General features: G+C 69.4%; 13 protein-coding genes and 1 other RNA gene. 8 read left to right on the top strand and 6 right to left on the bottom strand.

Annotation, left to right across the window (positions count from 1 at the left end):
* Nucleotides 1–2 precede the first annotated feature (2 nt).
* From ACZ3HL_RS27390 to ACZ3HL_RS27380, 3 genes are read right to left on the bottom strand one after another with little or no spacing between them, the layout of a single operon-like run.
* Nucleotides 3–644, bottom strand: a complete 642-nt coding sequence (locus ACZ3HL_RS27390) for a response regulator transcription factor (protein ID WP_276367176.1) — start codon at nt 642–644, stop codon at nt 3–5.
* A gap of 52 nt (nt 645–696) precedes the next feature.
* Nucleotides 697–1836, bottom strand: coding sequence for a sensor histidine kinase (locus ACZ3HL_RS27385; RefSeq protein ID WP_465422037.1), 1140 nt, complete (start codon nt 1834–1836; stop codon nt 697–699).
* Nucleotides 1833–2510: a sensor domain-containing protein gene (locus ACZ3HL_RS27380; RefSeq protein WP_465534572.1), complete on the bottom strand. Its 678-nt coding sequence runs from the start codon at nt 2508–2510 to the stop codon at nt 1833–1835. Before ACZ3HL_RS27380 ends, ACZ3HL_RS27385 begins: the two co-directional genes overlap by 4 nt.
* Nucleotides 2511–2665: 155 nt before the next feature.
* Between ACZ3HL_RS27380 and ssrA the strand changes: the two genes are divergently transcribed.
* Nucleotides 2666–3038: a transfer-messenger RNA gene (gene ssrA / locus ACZ3HL_RS27375) on the top strand.
* A gap of 61 nt (nt 3039–3099) precedes the next feature.
* Here the strand turns inward: ssrA and ACZ3HL_RS27370 are convergent.
* A complete protein-coding gene (locus ACZ3HL_RS27370; RefSeq protein WP_465422033.1) occupies nt 3100–3435 on the bottom strand; it encodes a hypothetical protein in 336 nt (111 codons plus the stop codon).
* A 162-nt stretch (nt 3436–3597) separates the two neighbouring features.
* Between ACZ3HL_RS27370 and ACZ3HL_RS27365 the strand changes: the two genes are divergently transcribed.
* Nucleotides 3598–4335: an alpha/beta fold hydrolase gene (locus ACZ3HL_RS27365; RefSeq protein ID WP_465534571.1), complete on the top strand. Its 738-nt coding sequence runs from the start codon at nt 3598–3600 to the stop codon at nt 4333–4335.
* A 135-nt stretch (nt 4336–4470) separates the two neighbouring features.
* Complete coding sequence (locus ACZ3HL_RS27360) at nt 4471–4686, top strand: hypothetical protein (protein WP_125680489.1); 216 nt, start codon at nt 4471–4473, stop codon at nt 4684–4686.
* Here ACZ3HL_RS27360 and ACZ3HL_RS27355 read toward each other — a convergent pair.
* The gene (locus ACZ3HL_RS27355) at nt 4674–5459 is read right to left on the bottom strand and encodes an IclR family transcriptional regulator (RefSeq protein WP_192746435.1); all 786 of its coding nucleotides are present in this window, start codon (nt 5457–5459) and stop codon (nt 4674–4676) included. The two genes, ACZ3HL_RS27360 and ACZ3HL_RS27355, sit on opposite strands and share 13 nt — an antisense overlap.
* A 336-nt stretch (nt 5460–5795) precedes the next feature.
* Here ACZ3HL_RS27355 and hutH point away from each other — a divergent pair, with 336 nt between their 5' ends.
* Genes hutH through hutI form a run of 5 tightly spaced genes read left to right on the top strand, consistent with a single transcriptional unit; the run spans nt 5796 to nt 12603 of the window.
* The gene (gene hutH / locus ACZ3HL_RS27350) at nt 5796–7322 is read left to right on the top strand and encodes a histidine ammonia-lyase (RefSeq protein WP_465534570.1); all 1527 of its coding nucleotides are present in this window, start codon (nt 5796–5798) and stop codon (nt 7320–7322) included.
* A 4-nt stretch (nt 7323–7326) separates the two neighbouring features.
* Nucleotides 7327–8979 (top strand): urocanate hydratase, encoded by a 1653-nt coding sequence (hutU, locus tag ACZ3HL_RS27345; RefSeq protein WP_465534569.1) that lies wholly within the window; start codon nt 7327–7329, stop codon nt 8977–8979.
* Entirely contained in the window at nt 8976–10172 is a 1197-nt protein-coding gene (locus ACZ3HL_RS27340) for an allantoate amidohydrolase (RefSeq protein WP_465534568.1), read from the top strand. The genes hutU and ACZ3HL_RS27340 overlap by 4 nt, the downstream gene beginning before the upstream one ends.
* Nucleotides 10169–11473, top strand: coding sequence for a formimidoylglutamate deiminase (locus ACZ3HL_RS27335; protein ID WP_465534567.1), 1305 nt, complete (start codon nt 10169–10171; stop codon nt 11471–11473). Before ACZ3HL_RS27340 ends, ACZ3HL_RS27335 begins: the two co-directional genes overlap by 4 nt.
* Complete coding sequence (gene hutI, locus ACZ3HL_RS27330) at nt 11461–12603, top strand: imidazolonepropionase (RefSeq protein ID WP_465534566.1); 1143 nt, start codon at nt 11461–11463, stop codon at nt 12601–12603. The genes ACZ3HL_RS27335 and hutI overlap by 13 nt, the downstream gene beginning before the upstream one ends.
* Here hutI and ACZ3HL_RS27325 read toward each other — a convergent pair.
* Nucleotides 12566–13333 carry a hypothetical protein gene (locus tag ACZ3HL_RS27325; protein ID WP_465422018.1) on the bottom strand — a complete coding sequence of 256 codons (768 nt, stop codon included), beginning with the start codon at nt 13331–13333 and terminating at the stop codon, nt 12566–12568. The two genes, hutI and ACZ3HL_RS27325, sit on opposite strands and share 38 nt — an antisense overlap.
* Nucleotides 13334–13336: the final 3 nt, after the last annotated feature.

The following is a 13336-nucleotide window of genomic DNA, read 5'->3' as shown; positions in this document are numbered from 1 at the left end:
CTTCAGCGTCCTAAGTAGGTGAGCACCGCGCGGACGCGGCGGTGTTCCACCGAACTCGCCTCGAGGCCGAGCTTCGAGAAGATGTTGCCGATGTGCTTCTCGACCGCGCCATGCGAGACGACGAGCGAGTTCGCGATCGCGGTGTTCGAGAGGCCCTGCGCCATCAGCCCCAGCACCTCGGACTCGCGGGCGGTGAGCGCGTCGAGCGGGTTCTTGCGGCCCCTGGCCATCAGCTGCGCGATGACGTCCGGGTCGATGGCCGTGCCACCGCCGGCGACCCGCTTGACCGCGTCGAGGAAATCCCCGACGTCGGCGACGCGTTCCTTGAGCAGGTAACCGACTCCGCCCGCGCCGCCGGACAGGAGCTCGACGGCGTAGCTCTCCTCGACGTACTGAGAGAGCACGAGGACAGGCAGACCAGGGATGACCTCGCGGGCGCCCAGTGCGGCGCGCAGGCCTTCATCGGTGAAGGTGGGAGGCATTCGTACGTCGACGATCGCGAGGTCCGGCCGGTGCTCCTTGACCGCGCCCAGCAGATCGTCGCCGTTGTCCACGGCGGCGACGGTCTCGATGTCCTCGTCGGCGAGCAGTCGGATCACCCCCGCGCGCAACAGAACCGCGTCTTCGGCGATGACAACCCGCATGCTGCCCCCAGCGTCGTGAGTGAATGGCAGAGCCTATTCACTCACGAGCCGGTCACCATTGGCACGGCAGGTCCGCGCGAATCACCGTCGGGCCACCGGGTGGGCTGACGACGGTGATCACACCGTCGATCGTGGCCGCCCGGTCGGCGAGCCCGGCGAGGCCGCCACCTGGCCGGACTTCGGCGCCACCGTGCCCGTTGTCGGTGATCTCGACGATGACCATCGCTTCGGTGCGCCACACCTTCACGCCCGCTTCGGTCGCTCCCGAATGCTTCGCGATGTTCGTCAGCGTCTCGCCGACGATGAAGTAGGCCGTCGTCTCGACCGCGGCGGGCGGCCGCGGTTCGACGTCCACCTCGACGTCGACGTGGATCGGCGATTTCGCGGCCTGCGCGGACAACGCGGCGTCGAGACCGCGGTCGCCGAGCACGGCCGGGTAGATCCCGCGGGCGAGGTCGCGCAGCTCCGACACCGCGAGCTTGGCGTCGAGATGCGCTTCGTCGATCAGTTCGCGCACCGCGTCCGGATCCTGGTCGAACTTCGACTTCGCGCGGCCGAGGCTCATCGCGACGGCGACCAGGCGCTGCTGGGCGCCGTCGTGCAGGTCGCGCTCGATGCGGCGGCGTTCGGCCTCGGCGGCGTCGACACCGCGGGCCCGCGACGCCTGCAACCGCTCGGCCTTCTGCTCCAGCTTCGCGGCGCGGTTCGGGCCGAGCAGCGAGTACGCCAGGTTGCCGTGCAGCCACCCGACCCACGGGGTGACCCAGATCGCCATCGGCAGCAGCACGATCGACGCGATCGCGATCGGAAGCTCCAGGCAGGCCAGCGGGAACGCCGCCATCAGGTAGGCGAGGTCGCGCCACGTCGTCGCGTCGGTCAAGCGGGTCAGCCAGCGCTTGACCAGCGGAAGCCCCTCGACCGGGAGGCGCTCGACCGGCTCCAGCGGGGTCTCGAGCATCGTGCGCGCCCAGCCCCGCTCGCGGTCGGCGGACCAGCGGATGAAGCTGGTCGTGGCCATGAGGATCGGGAAGCCGATCCACACCACCGCCGTCGCGATGCCGACCGCCAGGCCGACGACGATGAGAACGAACTGGAGAAGCCGGAACACGAAGCTGACGATCATGTAGACGATCGACCGCAACGGCCGCGGCCGCGGAATCCCCACCTGCTGAACCTGCTGGTCGATCGTCATCCGTGTACCTCGCCCCATGAATCCTCCAGACGGCGGCGCTGGGCGTGGGTCGGCCCGAGCAGCGCCGTCGCCAGCCGGGCGTGCATCCCGGCCAGTGCCTTCGTCAACGCTACCGACAGGGCGATGCAGAGCACTCCGAGCGCCGCCCAAGGCAGCGCCGAGACCGTCGAATCGACGGTGAACCACGCGTTTTCCCAGGTCGGAAAGCGGTACTCGCCGCCGGGCAGGAAGCGGTAGTGGATCGGCAGGCCGGCGAGTCCGAGGCTGGTCGACCAGAAGGCCGTGACCAGGACGAATTCGATGATCCCGAGCGGGAAGAGCAGGAAGAAGTAGCCGAGGTCGCGCCAGGTCGAGCCGTCCTTCAGCCGCGCCTTCCAGCGCACGGACTGGCCGGTGGCGGGCAGCGGGAGATACGGCAGGTCGATGTAGCGGTCGAGCAGCGCGTACACCCTGGCGCGTTCCATCCGGGCCGCGCCGCGGACCGTCAGGATCACCAGCGCGAGGATGGGCAACCCGATCCAGACGACCGCCGTGCCGATGCCCGCCGAAATGAAGGACATCAGGAGCGCGAAGGCGAGGACGCCCATCGGCAGGTTCATCAGCAGGTAGACCAGCGAGCCGCCGAACGACGGATCGGACCTGCTCAGCTCCCGCTCAGCGGCCAGCGAACTCATGGTCGTGCTCCTCTCCTGTTCGAGGAGTCCAGCATCGCGCCCGTGGGGGTCCGGTGACATGGTGTGCGCGGGCATCTCGCAGGTAGGGCTAGCCCCACCTGCGGGCATAACCCGGTTGCCGACCGCGTTATGATGTAGAGGTTGTGTCCCACCAAGGGGGTGAACGGTTTCGACTTTGGACGTTGAATCAGGAGAAGCGTGCCGGTGCAGGCGAGAGACCACCGTAAGCGTCATCGCAAACCAATAAGCGCCGAGCCTAAGAGCCAGCGCGAGTTCGCTCTTGCTGCCTAAGCAGTAGAGCAACTCTGTCGGTCCGGGGTCGCCTCCGACCCGGTCACCGGCATCAGCTAGGAGGCTTACCGCTACACCCGGCTACGGGGTGTGGTCGGGAAACAAACAGTGGCTGGGCCCGTCACTTCAGCTTGTTCGCGTGACTGAAGGGGCCAAGTAGAGACATAGCGGACTGCGCACGGAGAAGCCCTGGTGATGCGCCAGAGGACCCGGGTTCAATTCCCGGCACCTCCACTGGTCGACGGAGCGGCCCTACCCTGAGGGGTGGGGCCGCTTCTTTGTGCGAGGGTGTCACCCTTCACACGCGCGCCGCCGCGTAACAACGCTGCCGCTCCCGGGTCCAAATCGACTCGTCGTCGAGGCCGCGGTACTCGGCCCGCAGCCGTCGAGCCAAGACGTAGAACCCGGAACTGGGCTGTCCGGTCGTCTTGGAGACCACGAGCGCACTCCACAACGGCTCGGCGCGATCCTCGGCACGGATCGACACCTGATCCAGGAACTTGCCCAAGTGATCTGGGCGTACGCCGACTCGTTTACCCAGAGGCGTGTACTCGATCAACCCCTCGCCTGACGCGACTCCGTACAGGACGTCGGAGATACGGTCGACGCGGTCCATCGCAAAGGTTTCAGCCATTGACCATCCAGGGTCGTAAGGGTTTCTTGGCGCCCGCACAGTGTCGTCGTGGCGCTCGTGGGCGTTACGGTTCCTGAACCGTCCGTGGGCTCCGCATGCCCATTTTGGGTTCCCTCGACTTTCAGGGCGCCGACCGAACCCGTTTGCTCATAGCCTTGGACCATGCGCCTTCATGTCCATCAATGGGGTTCCGGTCCGCGTGTCGTTCTCGTGCACGGCGTGCTCCTCGGTGGCCGGGAGGCGTGGCGGGCTCAGCGCCCCTTGACCGAGCGGTGGACGTTGCTCGCGCCGGATCGTCCCGGGCACGGGAAATCGCCGGACGGCGTACAGGATTTCGAAGTCGACGCCGGGTTGATCGCGGAGCAGGTGCTCGACGAGCCCGCGCATCTGGTCGGGTTGTCGTATGGCGCGATCGTCGCGATGCTCGCCGCCGCGCGCCGGCCGGAGATGGTCCGGACGCTCACGGTGGTCGAACCACCCGCGGCGGGAATCGTCCGAGGCGACGAGGTCGTCGACGCGTGGGACGCCGAACTGCGGAGGTTTCTCGAAGGGCCGCTCGACGATCCTCGTGAAGTGTTCAAGGCGTTCTTCCCGCTGGCCGGTGTGCCGCTGCCGATCCCGGATCCGGTGCCGGAAACGCTGCGGCGCGGAGCTCGCGCCTTGATCGGGATGCGGCCGCCGGGGGACGCGGAATTGCCGCTTGGCGTGCTGGCCGCCGCGGATTTCCCGATGCTCGTGATCACCGGCGGCCACCGGCCGGAGTACGAGATCATCGCCGACGCGATCGCGGACGGGGCCGGCGCGCGCCGGGAAATCGTGCGGGGGATGGGGCATCTGGTGCCTGATACGGGTGCGCCGTTCAACCGGCTTTTGGACTCTTTCCTGAATCACGGAGAGTAGCGAAATCTAGATCTTTTTCGTCTCAATTCACCCGCGCCGGGAACTGTCGCGGGGTGGGATGTCATGCTGAGTGTCCGACCATGGCCCTCTTTCGAAACGACCCCGTGTCGCCGGAGGGCCGGAAGAAGGTGGCAGATGACCTGGGCTAGGCATTCCAGTCGTCCCGACCCCGCTGAAGACCAGAGCCGGATGGCCGGTGTGCGAGCGGAGGAAGAAGTCCGCCTCACGCTGCAGAACGGCCGAGCCGCTCGAACCGTCGCAGGGCACGCTTCGGACGCCCTCGACTGTGCAGAACTACTGGCGATGCTCGGGCTCGAGGGAGTCCAGAAGAAGCACGCTCAGCGCATCTGACCCCCGATCCGGGTGGTCAGTTCGGCCGCGGTCAGGCGGACCTCCTCGGCGAGGTCCGGCCAAGTCTCCTCGCACCCCTCGGCTCCCGGGCAGAGGTGGCGGAGGGTCACGCTGATCGCGGCCATCGGCCGGCCGCCGTGGTCGAAGACCGGGCAGGCCACCGAGGCGAATCCTTCGGTGACGTGCCCGTCTTCGACCGCCCAGCCGAGCCTGCCCTCCGCGTTCAGCGTCCGGCGCAGCTCGGCGAGGGTGCGCGGGCCGCGACCGGTGCGCAGGACGAACGCCGACGCGTTCGGGAAGAGCGCGCGGACGTGTGGCGACGGCAGATGTCGCAGCATCGCCCTGCCCGAAGCCGTGAGCTGGCCCGGCAGCCGGACGCCGACCTCGGTCACCAGGGTTTCCGGGCGCGTCGGGCGCTCTTTGACCAGGTAGAGCGACTCGTTGCCGTGAAGCACGCCCAGATGCGCGGTGTGGCCGACGCGGTCGGCGAGTTTGCGCAGCAGCGGGAGCGCGAGCCGCTCCAACGGGTCGTGCCGCAGGTAGGCCGAGCCGAGCTCGAACGCGGCGATACCGAGGCCGTACCGGCGCTCGGCGGGCAAGTGCGTCACGAAACCGGCGGCCTCGAGTTCGGCGAGCAGGTGATACGTCGTCGAACGCGGGAGGCCGAGTTCGCGCGCGATCGCGGCCGCCGACACCGGGCCCGGCCGCGCGGCGAGGGCGCGAAGGATGCCGAGGCCGCGGCGCAGAGCCGGGACCTCGCTGCTCTCACCCATGGCGACCTCCTGTTTCGCTTCGGCGGGGGAGCAAGGGACCTTTGCTACCACTTGTCTCAATGTCGAGAGAGCGGTAGCAAAGGTCCCTTGCTCTCTTTTCGCAGGTGGGTGCGGTGACCGTGTGGATTTCGGGTCACCTGACGCACCAAAATCCACACGGTCACTACGCGGGGTAGGGGGTGTGTGGAAATAGGGACACTCAACGTCCCTATTTCCACACACCCTCCGCCGCGCGGTAGCAAAGGTCCCTTGCTCCCACCGTGCGTGTCTTGGATACCAGACACAACCACCGGTTGGGGCCGCCCACCAGCGGGCATGGCGTTGTCCAATGGGGCTATGCCGGAAACCGTACTTCTGGGCTCCGAACCGCTTCGGCCCGAACAGGTCGTCGCGGTCGCCCGTGGCCACTCGCCCGTCGCGGTAAGCGAAGCGGCCGAGAAGAACCTCGCCGCGACGCGGCAGCACATCGACAACCTCGCGCACGCCGAGTCGCCGACGTACGGCGTTTCGACGGGCTTCGGGGCGCTCGCGACCAGGCATATTCCGCTCGAGAGCCGCACCGCGCTCCAGCGGTCGCTGATCCGGTCGCACGCGGCCGGCGCGGGCCCGGTCGTCGAGACCGAGGTCGTGCGCGCGCTGATGCTGCTGCGCCTCCGCACGCTCGCCAGCGGGTACACCGGCATCCGGCCGCAGACCGCGCAAGCGCTTGCGGCCCTGCTCAACGCCGGGATCACGCCGCTCGTTCACGAGTACGGCTCCCTCGGCTGCTCCGGCGACCTCGCGCCTCTCGCCGCTGTCGCGCTCGCGCTGATGGGGGAGGGCGAAGTCGAATACAACGGCGAAGTAGTCCAGGCGGGCGTAGCGCTGAAGCACGCTGGCATCGAGCCTGTCGTTCTCGCGGAGAAGGAGGGTCTCGCCCTCACGAACGGGACCGACGGCATGCTCGGCATGCTCCTGCTCGCCGCCGCCGACCTTCGCAAGCTTCTCGACACCGCCGACATCACCGCGGCGATGAGCGTCGAAGCGCTCCTCGGCACCGACCGCGCCTTCGCCGCCGATCTCCAGGCGCTGCGTCCGCACCCCGGGCAAGCCAGGAGCGCGCTCCGCATGTGGACGGCGCTTCAGGACTCGAAGATCGTCGAGAGTCACCGCGGCCCGGACTGCAACCGCGTCCAGGACGCGTACTCCCTCCGCTGCGCGCCCCAGGTGCACGGCGGCGCACGCGACAGTCTCACCCACGCCGAACTCGTCGCCGAGCGTGAGCTTCACTCCGCGGTCGACAACCCGGTCGTGTTGTCCGACGGCCGCGTCGAGTCGAACGGCAACTTCCACGGCGCCCCGGTCGCGTACGTGCTCGATTTCCTCGCGATCCCGCTCGCGGACGTCGCGAGCATCGCCGAGCGACGCACCGACCGCATGCTCGACAAGGCCCGCTCGCACGGCCTGCCGCCGTTCCTCGCGTTCGACCCCGGCGTCGATTCCGGCCACATGATCGCCCAGTACACGCAGGCGGCCGTCGTCAGCGAGCTCAAGCGGCTCGCGGTGCCGGCGTCGGTCGACTCGATCCCGAGCAGTGCCATGCAGGAGGACCACGTCTCGATGGGCTGGTCCGCCGCGCGCAAGCTGCGCAAGGCCGTCGAGGGCCTCAACACCGTCCTCGCCATCGAACTGCTCACCGCCGCGCGCGCCCTCGACATGCGCGCGCCCCTGGTCCCGTCGCCGGTCACCGGCCGGGTCCGGGATCTCGTCCGCACCAAGGTCGAGGGCCCCGGCCCCGACCGTCATCTGGCGCCGGAGATCGCCGCCGCCGAAGAACTCGTCGCGTCGGGCGCCGTCCTCGCCGCGGCCCAACTGGAGGTCTGAGCCCATGTCCCGCACGGTCCGTGCCGCCCGAGGCACCACGCTCACCGCGAAGAACTGGCAGACCGAAGCCGCGCTGCGGATGTTCCACAACAACCTCGACCCCGAGGTCGCCGAGCGCCCGGAAGACCTGGTCGTCTACGGCGGCACCGGCAAGGCCGCCCGCAACTGGGCCAGTTTCGACGCGATCACCCGCGAGCTGACCAGTTTGGAGCGGGACGAGACGCTGCTCGTCCAGTCGGGCAAGCCGGTCGGCGTGTTCCGCACGCACGAATGGGCGCCGCGCGTGCTCATCGCGAACTCCAACCTCGTCGGCGACTGGGCGACGTGGCCGGAATTCCGCCGCCTGGAAGCCCAGGGACTGACCATGTATGGCCAGATGACCGCGGGATCGTGGATCTACATCGGCACGCAGGGAATCCTGCAGGGCACGTACGAGACCTTCGCCGCCGTCGCCAAGAAGCGGTTCGGCGGCAGCCTCAAGGGCACGCTCACCGTCACCGCCGGGCTCGGCGGAATGGGTGGCGCGCAGCCGCTGGCGGTCACGATGAACGACGGTGTCGCGCTCGTCATCGAATGCGACCCGCAGCGCGCGCACCGCCGCGTCGAGACCCGCTACCTCGACGAGGTCGCCGACGACCTCGACGACGCGATCCGCCGGGTGGAGGCCGCGAAGAAGGAGAAGCGCGCGCTGTCCGTCGGTGTGGTCGGCAACGCCGCCGAGGTGCTGCCCGAACTGCTGCGCCGCGGCGTCGAGGTCGACATCGTCACCGACCAGACCTCCGCGCACGACCCGCTTTCCTATCTGCCCAAGGGTATCGGCGTCGACGAGTGGCAGGACTACGCCGACAAGAAGCCCGACGAGTTCACCGAGCGCGCCCGCGAGTCGATGGCGGAGCACGTCGAGGCGATGCTCGGCTTCCTCGACAAGGGCGCCGAGGTCTTCGACTACGGCAACTCCCTGCGCGGAGAGGCGAAACTCGGCGGCTGCGACCGGGCGTTCGACTTCCCGGGGTTCGTGCCCGCCTACATCCGCCCGTTGTTCTGCGAGGGCAACGGCCCGTTCCGCTGGGCGGCGCTGTCCGGTGACCCCGAGGACATCGCGGCGACCGACCGCGCCATGCTGGAACTGTTCCCGGAGAACGAATCCCTTGCGCGCTGGATCCGCCTCGCCGGGGAGCGCGTCGCGTTCCAGGGGCTTCCGTCGCGTATCTGCTGGCTCGGCTACGGCGAGCGGCACCTCGCGGGCCTGCGGTTCAACGAGATGGTCGCCAGTGGCGAGCTGAAGGCACCGGTCGTCATCGGCCGCGACCACCTCGACTCGGGCAGTGTCGCCTCGCCGTACCGCGAGACCGAGGGGATGGCCGACGGTTCCGACGCGATCGCCGACTGGCCACTGCTGAACGCGCTGGTCAACACCTCTTCAGGCGCCAGCTGGGTGTCGATCCACCACGGCGGCGGCGTCGGCATGGGTCGCTCCATCCACGCGGGTCAGGTCAGCGTGGCCGACGGAACCCTGCTGGCGGCGCAAAAACTCGAGCGCGTGCTCACCAACGACCCGGGCATGGGCGTCATCCGGCACGTCGACGCAGGCTACGACCGCGCCGCCGAAGTCGCCGACGAGCGTGGCGTGCGCGTGCCGATGCGGGACGCCGAGTGACCGCGTCCTCGCTGCTGGAGGAGATCTCGGACGTCGGCCGCGACCCGAAGCGCGGCGGCTACTCCCGTCACGCGTTCGACGCGGCCGAAACCGAGCTGCGCGCGTGGTTCGTCGAGCGCGCCGGGCGGCTCGGGCTTGGCGTCGAGACCGACCGGAACGGCAACATCTGGGCCTGGTGGGGCACACCCGGTCCGGACGCTGTCGTCACCGGCAGCCACCTCGACTCGGTGCCGGGCGGGGGCGCCTTCGACGGCCCGCTCGGCGTCGCGAGCGCGCTCGACGCGGTGGAGATCCTGCAGGCCAAGGGATTCCGCCCGGCGAAGCCGTTCGCCGTCGTGGTCTTCGCCGAGGAGGAGGGCGGCCGATTCGGTGTGCCGTGTCTCGGCTCGCGGTTGCTCACCGGGACCATCGACGCGGACAAGGCGCGGGGCCTGCGCGACCCGGACGGCGTCACGTTCGCCGAAGCGGCGGCGAAATCCGGCCTTGATCCTGAGCGAGTCGGCCGCGACTCCGAGCGGCTCGGGCTGATCGGGCGGTTCCTGGAACTGCACGTCGAGCAGGGGCGCGGGCTGATCGACCTCGGCTCGCCGGTCGCCGTCGGCAACACGGTGATCGCGCACGGCCGGTGGCGATTCTCCTTCCAGGGCCAGGGAAACCACGCCGGTGCGACGCTGATCGGCGATCGTCGTGACCCGATGATCCCGGCGGCCGAGACCGTGCTCGCCGTGCGGAAGCTGGCCAGGGCGACCGCCGACGCGAGGGCTACCGTGGGCAGGCTCGTGCCGATTCCCGGCGGGACCAACGTCATCGCGTCCACTGTGGACTTGTGGCTGGACGCGCGGGTGCCGGGCGCGGATACGCCCGAGCTGGTCGCCGAGATCGCGAAGCTGGCCGAAGAGGCTGCCGCGCAGGAAGGCTGCCGCGTCGAGGTCACCAGGGAGTCGTACTCCGACGACGTGATCTTCGACGACGCGTTGCGCCGTGACCTGGGCACCTGGCTGGGCGGGCCGCCGGAACTGCCGACCGGCGCCGGGCACGACGCCGCGATCCTCGCCGGGTTCGTCCCGTCCGGGATGCTCTACGTGCGCAATCCCACCGGCATCAGCCATTCGCCGGAGGAGTTCTCCGAGGCGGCGGACGTCGACCACGGTGCCCGCGCGCTCGCGGACGTCCTGGAAAAGCTGTCGACATGACGACATATTGGTGTGAACGTGCCTGGCTGCCGGACGGGATCGCGGATGCCGTCCGGATCGAGGTCGACGGTGGCACGATCACCTCGGTGACGGCCAACGTGCCTCGCGAGGGAACCATCCTCAATGGACTCACCTTGCCGGGGTTCGCCAACGGGCACTCGCACGCGTTCCACCGGGCGCTGCGTGGCCGTACGCATCACGATCGCGGAACCTTCTGGACGTGGCGCGAGCGGATGTACTCGCTCGCGTCACGGCTCGACCCGGATACGTACTACCGCCTGGCGCGTGGGGTTTACGCGGAGATGGTGCTGGCCGGTTACACGAGCGTCGGCGAGTTCCACTATCTGCACCACGCGCCGGGCGGAAAGCCTTACGCCGAGCCGAACGCGATGGGCGAGGCGCTGCGGCAGGCCGCCAGGGACGCCGGGATCCGGATGACGTTGCTCGACACGTGTTATCTCGCGGGTGGTATCGGCGTCGAACCCGACGAAGTCCAGCGGCGGTTCTCCGACGGGACGGCCACGAAGTGGGCGCAACGAGCCGGCGAAATGCGGGAGGACGAGACCTTCCGGGTGGGTGGCGCGATCCATTCCGTGCGCGCCGTTCCTGAGGATGAATTGTCCGAAGTGGACAACGGAACGCCCGAGGATCGACCACTGCACATCCATCTTTCCGAGCAGCGGGCCGAGAACGAACAGTGCATGGCGGCTTATCACTGGACTCCGACCGGGCTGCTCTGGGACAACGGAGTGCTCACCGAGCGGCTCACCGCGGTGCACGCGACGCACTTGACCCCGGGCGACATCAAATGGCTCGGTGAGGCGGAGAGCCGGGCCTGCTTCTGCCCGACAACCGAACGGGATCTCGGTGACGGCATCGGGCCCGCGCGGACGTTGCTGGACGCGGGCGTGCGGCTGTCGCTCGGCAGCGACAGCAACGCGGTCGTCGACGCGTTCGAGGAGACCAGGGCGCTGGAACTGCACGAGCGGCTCGCCAGCGAGAAACGCGGCCGGTTCACCGCGGAGGAACTGCTCGCGGCGGCGACGGATCACGGCGCGGTCGGCTGGGACGAGGTCGGCGAGCTGGCTCCGGGCGCCGGCGCGGACCTGGTGACGATCGGTCTCGGTTCGGTGCGGACCGCGGGGATCGAGCCGTCCGGGGTGGTCTTCGCCGCTTCCGGCGCGGACGTCCGGAACGTCGTCGTCGCCGGGCGGGAGATCGTCCGCGACGGCGCGCATCAGCTGATCGACCGGCCGGAAACGGTCTTGGCCAAGGAGATCGAGGCATTGTGGCAGTCCTGATCACGGGAATCGGCGAGCTCACGACGAACGACCCCGAGCTGGGAAAGCTCCGTGACGCGGCTGTCGTCATCGACGGCGAGGCGGTCGCGTGGGTCGGTTCGGCGACGGACGCGCCCGACGCGGACGAGCGGGTCGACGTCGAGGGCCGCGCGGTGCTGCCCGGCTGGGTGGACAGTCACACGCACCTGGTCTTCGCCGGGGACCGGACGGCCGAGTTCGAGGCGCGGATGGCCGGGAAGGCGTACAGCGCCGGAGGGATCGCGGTGACCGTCGACGCGACGCGGTCGGCGTCCGACGAGCAGCTGGCGGCGAATCTGCGGCGGCACGTCGACGAAGCGGCGAGGCAGGGCACGACCTGCCTGGAGACGAAGACCGGCTACGGGCTCAACGTCGGCGACGAGGCTCGTTCGGCGCGGATCGCCGCCGAAGTGGCCGACGAGGTCACGTTCCTCGGCGCGCATCTGGTGCCGCCCGGCGCGGACGCGGAGTCCTATGTGGACTTGCTATGCGGCGACATGCTCGACGCCGTCGCGCCGCTCGTGCGGTGGGCCGACGTGTTCTGCGAGACCGGCGCGTTCGACGAGGCGCAATCCGCGCGGGTGCTCAAGGCGGCGCGGGAACGCGGGCTCGGGCTGCGGGTGCACGGGAACCAGCTGGGGGAGGGACCGGGCGTGCGGCTCGCCGTCGAGCTGGGGGCGGCGAGTGTCGACCACTGCACGTACCTGAGCGAAGCGGACGTCGAGGCTCTCGCGGCTTCGGACACCGTCGCGACCTTGCTGCCGGCGTGCGACCTGTCGACCCGGCAGCCGCTGGCGCCCGCGCGGCGGCTCCTGGACGCGGGGGCGACGGTCGCGCTGGCCAGCAACGCGAACCCGGGCAGCTCGTACACGACGTCGATGGCGTTCTGCGTGACGACCGCGGTGCTGCAGATGCGGATGACGATCGACGAAGCGGTGTGGGCGGCGACGGCGGGCGGGGCTCGCGCGTTGCGGCGGGACGATGTGGGCTTCGTGCGGCCGGGGGCGCGTGCCGACCTTCACGTGCTGGAGGCGCCCTCGACGACGCACCTCGCGTACCGGCCGGGAGTTCCGCTCACGTCGTCGGTGTGGCGTCGGGGGATCCGCTGGTGAGCGCGCGTTCGAACTTGCGGTTCGGCCCGAGAATCCAGACCTTCTTGGGATCGAGATAGGTGATCAGGTCGATCAGGGCGTTGTAGACGGTGGTGAGCCGCGCGACGCCCTGTTCTCGATGTGCCATGACCTTGGCGATTTCTTCGAGCAACGGGGCGAACCACCCGGCGAACTCGGCGTCGTCCCGGTACTTGCGGCGGAACTGGACGTAGCCGAGGCACCGGGGGCGATCCGGGCTGTCCGGGTCGATCATCAGTTCCCCGATGGCCTGTTGCTCGCCGCCAAGGAGCAGGAACACGCGAGCGTCACTCGGCTCGGTGTGGCCGGACAGCGCGCCCTTGACCTCGCCGAGACGGCGCATCAGCCGCCGGTTCCGGCCCCGGCTGCCCATGTCCAGGAAGTGGGCCTCCTGCTGCAGGATCTGCACCCAACCGAGGTAAGCGGAAAGCCGGTAGAGGCTGTCGTAGCGGTTGTAGTCGTCTTGGCGCTCGGTGTCCGGCGCCGCTTGGTGGACCTCCTCGCCGGACAGCAAGCGGATCGCGTTCCGCAGCCGCGCGGCGAGCGACGCCGCCGACTGCAGCAGCGGATCCCGGTACCGGCTGACCAGATCCCGGCGGAGCTGTTCGCGGTCGGTCCGCCGCCTGCGTGCCTCGAACACCCCGCCGAGTACGGCGGTCAGCACCGCGCCGGTCACCGAGACCACCGCGGAGATCACCGAAACGTTGTTCACGTC

The organism is Amycolatopsis sp. NPDC000009, assembly GCF_055563465.1.
Note: the sequence above shows the minus strand (reverse complement) of the source record. Positions and strands in the feature narration are given on the sequence as shown.